At 44.1% G+C, this 15,877-nt stretch carries 17 protein-coding genes; 14 read left to right on the plus strand and 3 right to left on the minus strand.

The genetic code is table 11. The features are described from left to right. The first annotated feature begins 59 nt into the window (after positions 1-59). The 7 genes from ACO6S0_RS18965 to ACO6S0_RS18995 all read left to right on the plus strand — a co-directional run bounded on the left by ACO6S0_RS18965 (position 60) and on the right by ACO6S0_RS18995 (position 5,550). A complete protein-coding gene (locus tag ACO6S0_RS18965) occupies positions 60-386 on the plus strand; it encodes a winged helix-turn-helix transcriptional regulator (protein WP_422349848.1) in 327 nt (108 codons plus the stop codon). Positions 387-392: 6 nt separating this feature from the next. Further along, complete coding sequence (locus ACO6S0_RS18970) at positions 393-938, plus strand: DinB family protein (RefSeq protein ID WP_422349849.1); 546 nt, start codon at positions 393-395, stop codon at positions 936-938. A gap of 27 nt (positions 939-965) precedes the next feature. Next, positions 966-1,598, plus strand: a complete 633-nt coding sequence (locus tag ACO6S0_RS18975; protein ID WP_422349850.1) for a Crp/Fnr family transcriptional regulator — start codon at positions 966-968, stop codon at positions 1,596-1,598. Positions 1,599-1,660: 62 nt separating this feature from the next. Further along, on the plus strand, positions 1,661-3,385 hold the full coding sequence (locus tag ACO6S0_RS18980; protein WP_422349851.1) for a SulP family inorganic anion transporter: 1,725 nt from the start codon (positions 1,661-1,663) through the stop codon (positions 3,383-3,385). 66 nt (positions 3,386-3,451) lie between these two features. Further along, positions 3,452-4,861 carry an MBL fold metallo-hydrolase gene (locus ACO6S0_RS18985; protein WP_422349852.1) on the plus strand — a complete coding sequence of 470 codons (1,410 nt, stop codon included), beginning with the start codon at positions 3,452-3,454 and terminating at the stop codon, positions 4,859-4,861. A gap of 110 nt (positions 4,862-4,971) precedes the next feature. Further along, positions 4,972-5,247 (plus strand): rhodanese-like domain-containing protein, encoded by a 276-nt coding sequence (locus ACO6S0_RS18990; protein WP_422349853.1) that lies wholly within the window; start codon positions 4,972-4,974, stop codon positions 5,245-5,247. A 33-nt stretch (positions 5,248-5,280) separates the two neighbouring features. Continuing rightward, positions 5,281-5,550: a heavy-metal-associated domain-containing protein gene (locus ACO6S0_RS18995; RefSeq protein ID WP_422349854.1), complete on the plus strand. Its 270-nt coding sequence runs from the start codon at positions 5,281-5,283 to the stop codon at positions 5,548-5,550. On the opposite strand, the gene ACO6S0_RS19000 is transcribed toward ACO6S0_RS18995, so the two are convergent. The 3 genes from ACO6S0_RS19000 to ACO6S0_RS19010 are packed head-to-tail and all read right to left on the minus strand — an operon-like array spanning position 5,547 to position 8,111. Beyond that, on the minus strand, positions 5,547-6,428 hold the full coding sequence (locus ACO6S0_RS19000) for a sterol desaturase family protein (protein WP_422349855.1): 882 nt from the start codon (positions 6,426-6,428) through the stop codon (positions 5,547-5,549). The genes ACO6S0_RS18995 and ACO6S0_RS19000 overlap by 4 nt on opposite strands. A gap of 8 nt (positions 6,429-6,436) precedes the next feature. Next, positions 6,437-6,889, minus strand: a complete 453-nt coding sequence (locus ACO6S0_RS19005; RefSeq protein WP_422349856.1) for a monoheme cytochrome C — start codon at positions 6,887-6,889, stop codon at positions 6,437-6,439. Position 6,890: 1 nt separating this feature from the next. After that, entirely contained in the window at positions 6,891-8,111 is a 1,221-nt protein-coding gene (locus ACO6S0_RS19010; RefSeq protein ID WP_422349857.1) for a sulfite oxidase, read from the minus strand. A 278-nt stretch (positions 8,112-8,389) separates the two neighbouring features. Here ACO6S0_RS19010 and ACO6S0_RS19015 point away from each other — a divergent pair, with 278 nt between their 5' ends. Genes ACO6S0_RS19015 through ACO6S0_RS19045 form a run of 7 tightly spaced genes read left to right on the plus strand, consistent with a single transcriptional unit; the run spans position 8,390 to position 15,826 of the window. Further along, positions 8,390-10,159: a PQQ-dependent sugar dehydrogenase gene (locus tag ACO6S0_RS19015; protein ID WP_422349858.1), complete on the plus strand. Its 1,770-nt coding sequence runs from the start codon at positions 8,390-8,392 to the stop codon at positions 10,157-10,159. 12 nt (positions 10,160-10,171) lie between these two features. Then, positions 10,172-11,425, plus strand: a complete 1,254-nt coding sequence (locus ACO6S0_RS19020; RefSeq protein WP_422349859.1) for an amidohydrolase/deacetylase family metallohydrolase — start codon at positions 10,172-10,174, stop codon at positions 11,423-11,425. Between the two features lie 10 nt (positions 11,426-11,435). Next, positions 11,436-12,530 (plus strand): bile acid:sodium symporter family protein, encoded by a 1,095-nt coding sequence (locus ACO6S0_RS19025; RefSeq protein WP_422349860.1) that lies wholly within the window; start codon positions 11,436-11,438, stop codon positions 12,528-12,530. A 10-nt stretch (positions 12,531-12,540) separates the two neighbouring features. Next, on the plus strand, positions 12,541-13,479 hold the full coding sequence (locus ACO6S0_RS19030; RefSeq protein ID WP_422349861.1) for an RraA family protein: 939 nt from the start codon (positions 12,541-12,543) through the stop codon (positions 13,477-13,479). A gap of 33 nt (positions 13,480-13,512) precedes the next feature. After that, a complete protein-coding gene (locus ACO6S0_RS19035; protein WP_422349862.1) occupies positions 13,513-13,983 on the plus strand; it encodes a RidA family protein in 471 nt (156 codons plus the stop codon). Between the two features lie 16 nt (positions 13,984-13,999). Further along, on the plus strand, positions 14,000-15,214 hold the full coding sequence (locus ACO6S0_RS19040) for a selenocysteine synthase (RefSeq protein ID WP_422349863.1): 1,215 nt from the start codon (positions 14,000-14,002) through the stop codon (positions 15,212-15,214). A 36-nt stretch (positions 15,215-15,250) separates the two neighbouring features. After that, complete coding sequence (locus ACO6S0_RS19045) at positions 15,251-15,826, plus strand: RidA family protein (protein WP_422349864.1); 576 nt, start codon at positions 15,251-15,253, stop codon at positions 15,824-15,826. Positions 15,827-15,877 lie beyond the last annotated feature (51 nt).

Raw genomic sequence — 15,877 nt, forward strand, 5'->3', positions numbered from 1 at the left:
TGGCAAGACGCTACATAATATGTAGCTTTGCTATAAATAATGTAGCAATTAAAAAAGTTATGGCATTACCAATTCCAGGAAAACCCGTGAGGGGCTCAAAATCAGGAGCACCGGTTATGGCACTGCTGGATTTATTGGGTCGCAGTTGGGCCATGGGTATTGTGTGGCACCTGTATAAAGGCCCCAGTACCTTTAGAAGGTTGCAAGAATATTGTGAGACCATTTCCCCAACCACATTAAATAAACGGTTAAAAGAATTAAGGGATTCCCATCTTATTGTTAGAACAGTGGACGGGTATGCGCTAACCCAACAGGGAAGAGAACTGTATGAACTCATTGAACCTTTGGGTAGTTGGGCAAAGGAATGGGCCAAGAATTTCAAATAGGATAGTATGACAACTCGAAGTATAGATAAACCATTGCCCAAGGAATACCCCGCCTATTCCAGCATCTATATGGATTTGATGAAAGATGATGGAAAAGTATTGGAACATTTATGGACCAATTTTCTAGACCTTAAAAAACTGGTACTGGATTTGACGGAAGACCAATTGAACTATCGATATGCCGAGGGTAAATGGACCATCAAGGAAATCTTGGTACATTTGATTGATGACGAGCGTATTTTTTCTTATAGGGCATTGAGATACGCCCGTAACGATTCCACACCGCTACATGGCTTTGACCAAGATGCGTATGCGAGCTGTTCCCATGCCAATTCCAGAAGTCTAGATGATATATTTGAGGAATATGAAACCGTTAGAAAGGCTACGATTTCACTTTTTCGGAATCTGCCAGAAGATAGCTTCCTAAGAGGAGGTGCTGGAATAGATTACGACGGAAGTATTATCAACAAGAGAACTGTCAGGGCCCTGGCCTATCACATAGCCGGTCACGAACTCCGGCATATAAACATTATCAAAGAAAGGTACCTTTAATTGCTTTGGATATGCGATTTTAGTACTATGGAAACAGAACTCTATACCGTCTTTGGAAGTTATTTTGAGCAACCGCTATTGGAGGAGATTTTGAGTGTGGGCAAGCTTGTGGAATATCCAGCAGGCGAAATGTTGATGGATATTGGCAATTATGTAAGGAGCATGCCCTTACTATTGTCTGGAGCGATCAAGATACTACGGGAGGATGATGAAGGGGATGAACTGCTTTTGTATTATTTGGAGCAAGGTGAGACCTGCTCCATAACCATGGCTTGCTGTTTGGGACAGACCAAAAGTGAGATTAGGGCCATTACGGAAACCGAAGCCAAAATGATTATGGTTCCCGTGCAAAAAATGGAAGAATGGTTGGCAAAGTACAGAGGATGGAGAAATTATGTTTTTGACAGTTACCACGGCCGATTGAACGAGTTAATGCAGACCGTGGACAGCATAGCATTCAAGAATTTGGACCAGAGATTGGTGGACTATCTCGTAAAGAAATCCGAGGTCACCAATGATAAATGTATTAGGAGCACCCATCAAGAAATTGCATATGATCTGCATACTTCCAGAGTAGTGGTTTCCAGGCTGCTAAAGAAACTGGAAAAGATGCAAAAACTGATTTTACATAGAAACTATATAGAACTTATAGACCTTTAGGTTTGTGTCTTAGGTTACCGAAAATCAGAATGAACTGCCTTACATTTGCCCAAAGCCACTAAATGTTAGCACGGTATTTTCCCATTTTGTCCTGGATAAAAAAGTACGATCGTTCGGCTTTGGTGAGTGACTTGTTTGCAGGCACAAGTTTGGGGATTATGTTGGTTCCCCAGGGCATGGCCTATGCCATGATCGCAGGCTTACCTCCCATTTACGGGTTATATGCTGCTTTGGTACCACAGCTTGTTTATGCGCTTACAGGCACTTCCAGACAACTGGCAGTTGGGCCGGTTGCAATGGATTCCCTATTGGTGGCCGCGGGTATCGGGGCTCTACATTTGGCTTCCTTGGAAGATTATATAGCAGCGGTACTTTTTTTGACCATGGTTGTAGGAGGGGTGCAGATTTTGCTTGGAATCTTTAGAATGGGGTTCTTCGTTAACTTTCTGTCCAAACCGGTCATCAGTGGGTTTACTTCCGCAGCAGCTATTTTAATTGGTCTAGGGCAATTGAAACATATTCTGGGCACCCAATTCGCACAATCGAGCAAAATTCATGAGTTGCTTCAGAACATTTTCAACAGCCTGTCGTATATCAACGCCTTTGCTCTTATTGTTGGTTTGGTGGCCATCGCCATAATCCTGCTTTTGGGAAAAGTGGGAAAAAGGTTGCCCATAGCTTTGCTCATTGTTATTCTAGGGATTTTGGCCGTGACCTTTTTTGGCTTGGAAAATAGGGGAGTTCCCTTGGTAGGGACCATTCCGGAAGGTCTACCGGGGTTTCAATTTCCCAATGTTAAGCTGATTGAACTTGGAGAAATATTGCCCTTGGCCATCACTGTGGCACTCTATGGATTTATGGAGGCCATTTCCATAGCAAAGACTTTGGAAGAACGTCATCCAGAGTATGAACTGGATGCCAATCAAGAATTAAGGGCCTTGGGATTGTCCAATGTATTGGGCTCTTTTTTTCAATCCTTGCCGGTCTCTGGAAGCTTTTCAAGAACAGCGGTCAACGAAAATACAGGTGCCAAGACTGGAATGTCCTTGGTGTTCAGTGCCCTCTTTATTGCTGGAACATTACTCTTCCTGACTCCCTTGTTTTATAATTTACCTACGGCGGTCTTGGGCGCCATCATTATGGTATCTGTGTTTGGGCTTGTGGATTTAAAGTACCCCTTGGCCCTGTGGAGACATAGAAAGGATGAATTTTTCTTATTGCTCATAACATTCGCAATGACGCTTTTCATAGGTCTCATTGAGGGCATTTTATTGGGAGTTTTACTTTCCTTGTTTTTGTTGGTCTACAGGACTTCGCATCCCCATATTGCCATTTTGGGCAGAATTAAGGACACGGACTACTTCAAAAATATTGATCGCTTTTCTGAAGAGGTGGAGGTAGACCCAGATAAGTTGATTTTAAGATTTGATGCCCAATTGTATTTTGGGAATAGGGACTACTTCAAAAGGCAGCTTTACAAACAGGTGGACTTGAAGGGAAGTCAGCTAAAATTTGTAATTCTCAATGCGGAGGCCATAAATTATATCGATAGTAGTGGAGCGGCCATGTTGGAGCGGATCGTCAAGGACCTTCGGAAAAAAGGAATCCAGTTTTTTATATCAGGAGCTATTGGCCCCACAAGGGATATTTTTAAGAGCAGCGGGTTAATCGATATCATCGGGAAAGAAAACCTTTTTGTAAGAATCTTGGAGGCTGTGGAATACTGCTCCAATCAAAAGAAACGAAGTAAAATCCAGGAAAAAATATCCCTGCAATCTAAAACCTAAGCTTTGTAACTTTGGTCACTGTAGGGGTGATATAATGAAGTTATTTTTGAACAAAATTTCAAAATCATGAAAATAGAACAGATATATACAGGATGCTTGGCCCAAGGGGCTTATTATGTTGAAAGTGAAGGTGAAGTAGCCATCATAGATCCCCTGAGAGAAGTGGAACCCTACATCAAAAGAGCCAAGGAAGACAAGGCAAAGATCAAGTATATTCTAGAGACGCATTTCCATGCTGATTTTGTGAGCGGTCATGTCACTTTGTCAAGGGAAACCGGCGCACCCATTGTTTACGGTCCAATGGCCAACCCGTCCTTTGAGGCCATTATTGCAAAGGATGGTCAGGAATTCAAGTTGGGAAAGCTCACCATAAAAGTACTTCACACCCCGGGACATACCATGGAGAGCACCACCTTTTTGCTCAAGGATGAAACTGGAAAAGAACATGCCATATTCAGCGGCGACACCCTGTTTTTAGGTGATGTGGGCAGGCCGGATTTGGCACAGAAGGCTGCGGATATGACCAAGGAAGAGCTGGCGGGAACCCTCTATGATAGTTTACGAAGTAAAATTATGCCCTTGCCGGATGATGTCATTGTATATCCTGCGCATGGAGCTGGGTCTGCCTGTGGAAAAAATATGATGAAAGAGACGGTGGATACCTTAGGGAACCAGAAAAAAATGAACTATGCCCTAAGAGCCAACATGACAAGGGAAGAGTTTATTGCGGAGGTGACAGATGGACTATTGCCCCCACCACAGTATTTTCCACTGAATGTAAAAATGAACAAAGAAGGGTATGAGGATATAGACGTGGTTTTGGAACGCGGAACCCAAGGGCTAAGCCCAGATGCTTTTGAAACAGCAGCCAATGATACTGGAGCAGTGTTGTTGGATGTACGTCATCAAGACGACTTTGCCAAAGGACATGTACCACGTTCAATTTTTATTGGACTTGGAGGCAGTTTTGCTCCTTGGGTAGGAGCGCTCATTGCGGATGTAAAGCAACCCATTCTCTTAATTGCCCCGGAAGGTAAGGAAGAAGAAACCATCACAAGATTGTCCAGGGTTGGCTTTGATGGTACTTTGGGTTACTTAAAAGGTGGAGTGGAAGCTTGGCAAAATGCTGGTAAGGAATTGGATTCCGTTGAAAGTATTGACGCAACCACCTTTAAAGCACGATTGGAGCAAAAAGTTCCCGTTTTTGACGTTCGAAAGGAACCGGAGTTTTTGGCTGAGCATGTTGAAGACGCGGCCTTAGCACCTCTTGATTATTTGAATGATCATTTGGCCGAATTTCCTTCGGAAGAGACCTTTTATGTGCATTGTGCAGGAGGTTACCGTAGTATGATTGCGGCATCCATTCTCAAGAGTCGGGGAATTCATAACTTAGTGGACGTAGCCGGTGGATTTAAAGCCATTAAAGAAGCGGGAATTCCCGTGACCGACTATGTATGTCCAACTACCCTGAAATAGTATCAAATGAAAATAGCTTGCGGTACCTAGCGTCAATTGTTTGTTGTCTATTGTGCTTTTCTTGTCAGCCACAGAAGGAATCCGCAATCAAAAAAATTGACAAAGCTACCATGCAGGCTGAGGCTTTGGGCCAAGGTGTCCAGTTGGTGGATGTTAGAACTCCCGAAGAATATGCAGGGGGCCACATTGGAGATGCCATTAACATCCACATTAAAGCCTCAGATTTTGAAGAGCGAATGTCGCAAATGGACAAAGAAGCTCCCATTTACCTCTACTGTAAAAAAGGGGGGCGGAGCAACCAAGCTGCTAAGCGCTTGGTTGGCATGGGCTTCCAAACCGTTTATGACTATTCAGGAGGTTATGATGATTGGACAACATCGGAATAAATAGAAATTTCTCCCAGATCTAATATTTATTAAATGAAGACTGAATTTCAAGTGCAAAACCTTAAGTGTGGAGGTTGTGCCAATACCATTGTATCCAAACTGGAAGCTATGGAAGATGTTGAGGAGGTACAAGTGAACCCGGAATCTGGAATGGTTGAGGTAAACTATGGTTCTGAGCCTACAGCTGTAATGTTAAGAGAAAAATTAAGAACTCTTGGCTATCCTGTTTTGGAAGATGACAATGGGGTTTTGCTCAAAGCCAAATCGTATGTAAGTTGTGCGATAGGACGATTCGGAAACTAAGCATCCTTTGATTTGGTTTTTCCGAAACCGTAAAAAAGTTGCCCCAAAAAACCTTTGGGCATATGTTCATCACCAGGATATCCCAGTGCAATGGTACCGCTATCTTCCGGAATGTAATTCGTTTTAAAAAGATAGTCCCATAGGCTTAGGCTTATCCCAAAATTAATTCCATAACTCCCTTTGGGCAGAACATAGGAATGATGGTACAAGTGCATTACGGGATTATTGAAAATGTACTTTAAAGGCCCATAGGTAATTTTGACATTGGCATGATTCAGATGACCAATGGCAATGGCCACAAAATGCACAATAAATGCCTGCTCCGGTTCAAAGCCTCCCAAGAGCATTACCCCAAAGGTTTTTAAAGGTTTGTAGAGAATATTTTCCATCCAATGGTACCGCAAGTGTGCGGCAAATCCCATTTCCTTTACGCTATGGTGCACCTGATGAAACCTCCACAGAACTGGAAACCGATGAAGCATAACATGGGTAAACCACTGAACAAAATCCAACACTATAAAAAAGATGAATAACTGAAGCCAAACAGGCCATGCCGTTAAATCGACCACTGCAAGACTTTTGGCAGTAATTCCGAGCTTGCCAAAGAGGATTTCCAAAACCTTGTAAGCCCCGCTTATCACTATAGCGAAGATGAAGAAGTTGAAAAACATATAAAAGCCATCCAGCCAGAAGTCCTTACGGAAAATCGATTGTCCTTTTCGCCATGGAAATAGGATTTCCAGGCCCCATACGAGCAAGGAAATGATAATCAATCCCCAAAAATAGTTGGTGTTCCAAGGCACCTGAAATAGGACGGACTTCCATGTCCATTGTGCTGTGCCCAAAAAGCTGTTCGTAAAAGCTTCAACATATTCCATGACTAAATCTACTCAAGTTCGTACCACACAGTTTGGTCAATGTTTTGCCGTCTGCCCTTGGAGACAGGAGCATAGTTTTTGGCCAAATAGGTAAGGATGAGATCTTCATTATTCCCTAAATCCCATAAGTTTTGGGTTTCTTGCATCCAGCGAATGGTGGCTTCCCAACCTTCCCGGCTCATACGGTTCTGTGTCACCAATTTGGCCGAATGACAATTGGTGCAATTTTGAATGGTCGCCTGCATGCCCTCATCGTCGACAAATCCTGTTGCCAGATGAATACCATTTTCTATGCTATCATCCACAGCAACAACGGGGATAATTTCATCAGTCTCTAATGCTGGTTTTGGTGGTCGATTGACCCAATAGAACAAGCCGCCAAACAACACTATAAATAAGAGTAAAAATGAAAAGAGAAGTCGTGATAACTGCTTCACTTGATGGTTAAAATCCCCTTTCATGCTATACTACTTTAATGGCAATTCGGTGACAAGCATTGTTTAAATAACCCTTGGGATTCCAACCTGGTAATACCATGGGCTGACTTTTTCCATTTTGGTCTGTGGCTTTGGCCCAAACTTCATAATACCCTTTTTTGGGTAAGCTGATAGTGGCAGAAAAATGCTGCCAAGCCAACCTATTGACAGGCTGCTCCAACTTGCATTGTATCCAGGTACTTCCAAAATCAATGGAGTATTCCACTTGGGCCACTTGAAGCTCACCTGCCCAAGCATGGCCATTGATATTCAGCTTTCTGTTGGCTTTGATAAGGGCCCCACTTTTGGGGTAGGTAATCAAGGATTTAACAGGCATGGATTCAATAATACACATATCCTCATCCTCAACCTTGGTCCCTGGGGATACAGTTTCACAAGGAACTCTGTACGAACTACCTCCCATTTTGGCTCCGTCATGTACTTTGTTTCGAACACTGATGCGGTTGATCCATTTTCCCGAAGCTGAAGCAGGCCATCCTCCACAAACCAATCGCAAAGGGTAGCCATGGGCCAAAGGAATGTCCTCCCCGTTCATTTGGAAAGCAAGCAAGGTCTCATCCTGTAATGCCTTGGAAATAGGTACACCTCGGGAAATAGGCTCTTTATTTGGGTCACCACTCAAATGGGTATCAGCTGCATGATAACCAATATAAACCGCATCGGACTTGAGTCCCACGGATTCCAAAACATCCCGTAAGCGAACACCCGTCCATTGGGCAGAAGAAACCGCTCCGATTGTCCATTGGTTTCCTTTGGCAGGAGGATCAAACTCGCTACGCCCGTTGCCACCGCACTCAAGGGTTAATTGGTAGGTATGGTGCCTAAACTTGGTTTTTAAATCTTGTAACGAAAATTGCTTTTGGGATTGTACGGATTCCCCATCAATGGCCAGGGTCCATTGTGAGGCATCTATGTTTGTTGGAATGATACCGTTGTTTCGGATGAACATGAATTGGTTTGGAGTGACCTGATCATTCAAAAGATGGGCTTGGGCTTCCATGTTCCAAGGTTTGTTGTTGAGTACCACCATCTCCTTGTCCTTGGCAAAAAGCTTGAACGGATCTTGATCCTGCAAGAAAAGAGGAAGGTAATTGGAGGGAAGTTTGTTGGCAAAAACAATCTCAAAACCAAAAGTCCCAGCAAGGGTTCCCAATATGCTTTTGCCCAAGAAATTTCTTCTGTCCATAGTCAAAATTAGCTGCCAAATCCAAGCATCAAAAGATACGGATAATAGCAGTAGTGACAAGCTTAAAAACGAATCAATTTATGCCGTGGGAGCATCACATTCTAAAGGGTTGGTTTGGCCAAATATGGGTAAAATGCATATTATCAGTGGAATATCGGCGTAAAGAGGTGCAACAACGTCCTTCGTCTACTTTTTTGGTTACGTACGGAATATAGTTATACCTTAAAAAGGTTCTTAAAGAACCTCGCTCAATAATCAACCATTATTACAGCAAAAACATGGGGAAAGGCATTCGTCTACAGTTAAAGGTTATACTGTTTGGTGTGGCATTCGGTATAATTGCATCAGGATGTGAAAAAGATACAGGGGAACCCAACGGAGGGTTGTTTTTACCTGAAGGATTTAAGGCCACCGTAATGGTGGATAGCATAGCTGAACGGGTTAGGCATTTGGCAGTGGCACCAGAAGGTCAAGTGTATGCCAAATTGCGCAATTCAAATGAAAATTCGGCCATTGCCGTTCTACACGATCCAAATAATGACGGCAAAGCAGAAGAAGTCCTCAAGTTTGGAGGTTACCGAAAAAAGCAAAAATGGAGCTATGCAACCGCTATGCATGTGTATAACGGCTACCTCTATTTTAGCTCGGAGCTGGTGGTTTATCGCTATAAATTAACTCCTGGAAGCCTGATTCCTGAAGGAGATGTGGAAGTGGTTCTTACAGACGACCATGAACATGGTAAGCATGAGCATATTGGCAAGCCTTTGGCTTTTGACGATCAAGGGAATATGTATGTGCCCTTTGGCGCTCCATCCAATGCCTGCCAGAATCCAAAAAGAACCCCAGGTGCTCCTGGACAAGATCCATGTCCAGATTTAGAGAAACACGGGGGCATTTGGAAATTTGATGCCAATAAACTGAACCAGACCCAGGAGGATGGACAAAAATTTGCGACTGGGATTCGCAGCGTGGTGGCTATGGACTGGAACCCGGATGACAAGAACCTTTATGTGGTTGTCCATGGACGGGATGATTTGTTGCGATTGTTTCCAAATAAATTCAATGGCTGGCAAAGTGCCTTACTTCCGTCCGAGGAATTTATAAGGGTTGAGGAAGGTTCTGATTTTGGATGGCCCTATTGCTACTATGATCAACTGCAAGAGAAAAAAGTTCTGGCCCCAGAATATGGTGGGGATGGTAATATAGTGGGTAGGTGCGAAGAGTGCGACGACCCCTTAATTGGCTTTCCAGGCCATTGGGCTCCCAACGATTTGGTTTTCTATCAAGGCGATCAATTTCCAGAACGCTATAGGAACGGGGCTTTTATCGCTTTCCATGGATCCACAAACAGGGCGCCCTATCCGCAATCGGGATATTTTGTAGGTTTTGTACCTTTTAAGAATGGAGAACCTTCTGGGGAATGGGAGGTTTTTGCTGATGGTTTTGCCAAAGTAGACCCCATAGTTAGTGTTAGGGATGCAAAATTCAGACCTATGGGAATTGCATTTGGCCCGGATGGATCTATGTATTTATCAGATTCCGTAAAAGGAAAGATTTGGAAAATTGTATTTGAAGGCGATAAGGCAACTTTTGGCGAGACTGACTTGGCTGCAATGGAAGCAAGAAAGGAGTTGTCCCACATTCGTACCCCGGACGAAATTGAAGATGACCTGACCAAGGATGAAATCATTTCAGGAGGAGCACAAACCTATTATACCTATTGCAGTGCCTGCCATCAAAGAGATGGTCAAGGTGCCACAGGGAGATTCCCGCCGTTGGTGGACACCGATTGGGTGACTGGGGATAAGGAGCGCCTTATCGGAATTACCTTGGAAGGAATGGACGGGAGCATTGAGATCAATGGGACTGTTTATAACGGTGTAATGCCCCAGCACAGTTTTTTAAGTGATGAAGATATTGCGGAGGTCCTTACCTACATCCGATCGAACTTTGGCAATGATGCGAGTGCTATTTCCGAAGAAGAGGTTCAAGCGGTACGAGCCAAATTGGATACACAAGAAGAAGACGAGAATAACCATACCCATTAAATAGAACATATTATGAAAGCAAATCCAATCCTCAGCCTATTGCTATGTTGCGCGTTTGCTGTTACCACATTACAGACGCACGCTCAGGATTATGACATTCTGATTAAGAACGGTCATGTCATCGATGCAAAAAACAACATTGATCAAACCATGGATGTGGCCATAAGCGATGGAAAGATTGCCAAGGTGGCTGCAAACATTCCCAGGAAAAGCGCAAAAAATGTTGTGGATGCCAAAGGACTGATTGTATCCCCTGGATTTTTGGATATCCATAGCCATAATTTTTATGGTACTGTGCCCATGGGCTATCTAAGCAATAGCTTTTCGGCCTTACCGCCGGATGGGTTTACGTTCCGGAGCGGGGTAACCACTGTCGCTGATGCAGGAGGAGCAGGCTGGCGAAATTTTAAAGTATTCAAGGAACAGGTAATAGACCGATCCAAAACCCGTGTATTGGCATTTTTGAATATAATAGGTTCGGGAATGAAAGGAGGCGCGGTGGAGCAAAACCTTGCGGATATGGATCCAAAATTGACCGCCATGGTGGCTAAGCAATACCCCAACGATGTCGTAGGGGTAAAATTGGCGCACTATAGTGGATATAACTGGCTTCCTACAGAGCGTACCGTTGAAGCTGGTACCTTGGCAGATATCCCGGTGATGATAGATTTTGGAGGAAGTGACCCTGAACTCCCATTGAACACCCTTTTTCTGGACAAACTGAGGGCTGGGGATATCTTTACCCATGCGTATGCCAACGTAAGGGGCCGAACCGCCATTGTTGATGACAACGGAAAGGTGCGCGATTACGTTTTTGAAGCTCGAAAAAAAGGAATAATTTTCGATGTGGGCCATGGTGGGGGAAGCTTTCTTTTTGATCAAGCTATTCCAGCCCTGGAGCAAGGGTTCAAACCCAATTCGATCAGTACGGACTTGCATACAGGCAGTATGAACGCGGGAATGAAGGATTTGAGCAACATCATGTCCAAATTTTTGGCGATGGGGATGTCCTTAAAGGAAGTGGTGCATGCCGTTACCCATCACCCGGCCACCATTATTAAAAGACCCGATTTGGGACATCTTAGTGAAGGCGCTGTGGCCGATGTTACCCTGATCAGTGTAAGAAAGGGGGAATTTGGGTTTGTGGATGTCCGAGGAAAAAAGATTACCGGTTCCGAGCGTATTGAATGCGAACTTACCCTGAGGGAAGGGAAAGTGGTCTGGGACATGAATGGAATATCCAAAGAAGAATGGAAAGCTAACTAACTACATATTTATGAAAAAACAACATAAGATCCTGCTTGCGATTGGACTCGTCTGTCTTGCCGCCGGAATTGCATTTTTGGTAACGGGGAATACCCAACTTTCAGGACCTGCCTTGGTCCTCTTTTTCCTCTTATTGGCCTTGGCCCTAAGAGGGCATTCTTTTTTAAAAGGGTTCTCCTATACCATTTTAATTTTTGCAGCGGTCACTTTGGCCATGTACTATCCATCCTATTTTCAGGAAGCCGGTGGATTCGAGTTCAAGACGTTGATTGTGCCGCTGTTGCAGATCATTATGTTCGGAATGGGGACGGCCATGAGTTTTAAGGATTTTATGGGTGTGGTAAAAATGCCCAAGGGCGTATTGGTGGGATTGGTATGTCAGTTCACCATAATGCCGGTTTTGGGATTTGGCATAGCCACCCTGTTTGCTTTTCCTCCGGAGATTGCGGCTGGAATAGTTTTAGTGGGATCATCACCAAGCGGACTGGCATCCAATGTAATGGCGTACTTGGCCAAGGCCAATTTGGCCCTTTCGGTTACGCTAACGGCGGTTTCTACCTTATTGGCTCCCCTAATGACCCCATTATTGATGGAGGTATTTGCAGGTGAATTTGTTCCCATTGATTTCTGGAGCATGATGTTGAGTATTGTAAGAATTGTAATTCTGCCTGTGGCGGTAGGACTATTGTTCAACCACTTTTTTCATGGAAAAGCCAAGTGGTTGGATAAGGCCATGCCCATTGTTTCCATGGCAGGGATCGCCTTTATTATTGTAATCATTACAGCTGCTGGTAGGGATAGCCTATTATCTATTGGATTATTCCTGGTTGTTGCTGCCATCTTGCACAATATGGCGGGCTATTTCATGGGCTATTGGGGCTGTAGGATTTTGAAGATGAAAGAACAGGATTGTAGGACCATCGCCTTGGAAGTAGGAATGCAGAACGCGGGATTGGCTTCGGGAATTGCCCTGGAAATGGGCAAGGTGGCCACCATCGGATTGGCACCGGCCATTTTTGGCCCATGGATGAACATTTCAGGTTCTTCTTTGGCCACCTGGTGGCGCGAAAAAAGCCCTTTTAAAAACGAGAATCAAGAAAAATAAAAATTCAAAAATGAAACCAACCCTATTCAAATATTATAAAACAGTCTGTTTAGTAGCCTTTATCCTTGTCCAAGCTTCAGTCCAGGCGCAGACCACTTCCAAGGAGCAAATCCTTTTTCTAACTCCGCAATGGCAGGGAGAACGGTTTGATGATGGTCGCCCCAAAGTGGCGGATGACGTTTTGGAACGAATGAAAAAGGTGACCATAGAAGAAGCCTGGGGTGTTTTGAGAAATGAGGGATATCACAATCAGTTTGAAGGTGGCTGGCAGCCCTTACATGATGATGTAGTGGTGGTAGGAAGAGCACTTACGGTTCAATACATGCCCAATCGCCCAGATGTGGCGACCGTAATCAAAGAAAACGGGACTAAGGAGGGAAGGATAGGAAATACCAATTCCTGGCCCATAGATATGTTGTCTGAGGGAGACGTCTATGTTGCCGATGCCTTTGGAAAAATAGTGGATGGAACCTTGATCGGTGATAATTTGGGAAATTCCATCTATGCAAAATCCAAGACTGGAGTTGTTTTCAATGCTTCCAGTAGGGACATGGAAGGACTCTCGGAAATAGAGGGCTTTAACGCTTTTGTGCGTGGTTGGCACCCATCATTTTTGACCGAGGTGATGCTGCTGGGCATCAATCAGCCTATTCGAATGGGAGCGGCAACGGTTTTGCCGGGAGATGTGGTTTTGGCAAAAAAGGAAGGAGTGGTTTTCGTTCCTTCGCATTTGGCCGAAAAAGTAGTAGTTACCTCTGAAGTGGTAAGACTCCGTGATTTATTCGGCATTTCCCGATTGAAAGAAGGCAAATATACCCCTGGACAGATCGATAACAAATGGACCGACGAAATTGAAAAGGACTTTTCAGGATGGCTGAAAGATCATATCGATGAGCTTCCGGTCCCCAAAGAGCAGATTCAGGAGTTGCTCAAAAAACGCATGTGGTAAATCAGTAAATAACTAAAATCAAAAACAAACAAAATGAAAAAAGTAACAAATAGAAGATCATCGTTAAAGCGCATAGGATTGGGTGTGGCCGCATTTTTCGGAGCGGGCACTGTATCCGCACTAGGAAAGGAAAAAAAGGCCGTAAAGGAAGTTGTGGGAGAAATTGTAAACGACCAGGATGTGCCTTTGTTTTCAGGCTCGGTTAGACATGGCAATACCCTTTATGTAGCAGGAAAAGGAGCTCATTTTGATGGGGATATCAAAGCCCATACAGATCATGTGCTTAAGGAAGTAGAAAAAGAACTGGTCAAGAACGGAACCTCAATGGACAAGGTTTTAAAAGTGAATGTTTACCTCGCAGATTTGGCCGATTATCATAAAATGAACGAGGTATACAGAGGTCGATTTGGCAAAAACCCACCTGTGAGAACAACCGTGGCAACCTATGGCGGTGTGCCAGGAAATTCACTGGTAGAAATAGACTGTATAGCCGCATTGGATTAACACTAAGAACAGAATCATGATCAGTAGAAGAAAATTATTAAAAACATTGTCCAGCCTTCCTGTAATAGGAGGTTTGGCTGGAGCAGGATTATTGACCCCTCAAACTATTGGGGCCAATATGGCTAAACCTGTAAGCAGGAATTTATTTAAAGAACTGGGTTTAAGGACTTTTATCAATGCCGCAGGAACATACACCTCCATGACAGGCTCCACGATGCCCAAAGAGGTGGTGGAAGCCATCAAATTTGGAACTACCGAGTATGTGGATCTCGATCAATTACATGACAAGGTTGGTGAACGTATTGCGGAACTTTTGGACTGTGAATATGCCACGGTATCTTCAGGAGCTTTTGGTGCAATGACCATTGGTTTGGCAGGAGTGATTTGCGGTATGGACCAAAAAAAGGTAGCTCAATTACCGGACACTACGGGGCTAAAAAATGAAGTAATTCTCCAAGAGGCCCATGATATAGGGTATACCCATGCCTTGTTAAATACGGGCGCTAAGTTGGTCAAGGTCAAAACTGCCAAAGAACTGGAGAAGAAAATCAATGATAAAACGGCTATGCTCTGGTTCTTGAACGCAAATACGGATCAAGGGGAAGTGGGCTATGAGGAATTTGTGGCCATCGGGAAAAAACATGGCATCCCAACTTTTATTGATTGTGCCGCGGATGTCCCTCCTGTGGAAAATCTATTTAAGTTCACCAAATTAGGTTTTGATCTTGTTGCATTTTCAGGAGGTAAAGGGATAAGAGGACCACAAAGTGCTGGACTGTTGTTGGGTAGAAAGGATTTGATTAAAGCGGCACGATTGCATACCCCGCCAAGAGGCACCACCATTGCCAGGGGGATGAAAGTGAACAAAGAAGAGGTCTTGGGCATGTTGGTAGCCCTTGAACTTTATCTGAACAAAGACCACAAAAAAGAATGGGAAATGTGGGAGAACCAGATTCAACTGATCAGCGATAGCGCAACTTCGGTTGATGGAGTGGAATCTGAGATTCATGTGCCACCCCATGCCAATCATGTACCATCGCTACGGATCAAATGGGATCAAAACAAAGTTAAGATTACCCCAGAGGAAGCTCGTAAAAAGCTGAAGGAAGGACATCCTTCCATTGCTACCGTGGGCAATAAGGAAACCATTGGGATTACCACATGGATGATGGTCCCCGGTCAAGAAAGGATTGTTGCAGAGAGACTTAAGGAGATTCTGGCCAATGCGTAACTTTGGAAAACACCAAAACGTTTAAACCAGACTAAAATGAAAAAGTACTTTCTATTTGTTTTGACCATTGCCTTTATAGCATGCAAAGAAGCACCACAAGCCCAAGAGAAGCAAAAACCAGCTACAGCTGATGCTGTTGCTGTAAGTGATTACGATCCAGAAGCCAAATTGGCTGATTTAAACATAACTCTTGGTACACCTTCCTCCCCAGTTGCAAACTATGTGAACGTGGTGCGGACGGGCAACCTGCTGTTTTTGGCAGGAAAAGGACCAACCCAAGCCAACGGGGAATTGATTACCGGAAAAGTGGGTGGTGACTTGACTGTGGAACAAGGCTATGAAGCAGCAAGGGTTACCGGGATCAACCAACTTACAGTTCTTAAAGCGGAATTGGGTAATTTGAACAAGGTAAAACGTGTGGTAAAGGTGTTGGGGATGGTGAATGCCGTACCTGAATTTGGCGATCACCCCGAGGTCATCAATGGCTTTTCCGATTTGATGGTCGAAGTCTTCGGTGACCGTGGGAAGCATGCCAGAGCTGCGGTTGGAATGGGCTCACTCCCCCGTAACATTGCCGTGGAGATTGAAATGATCGTAGAGGTAGAGGACTAAGGACTTTTCGGTTACCAATCTATTTCCGATGCTATTGGGAAGTTCCTTATG

The sequence above is a fragment of the Flagellimonas sp. genome (assembly GCF_965233845.1).
Taxonomy (GTDB): Bacteria; Bacteroidota; Bacteroidia; order Flavobacteriales; family Flavobacteriaceae; genus Flagellimonas.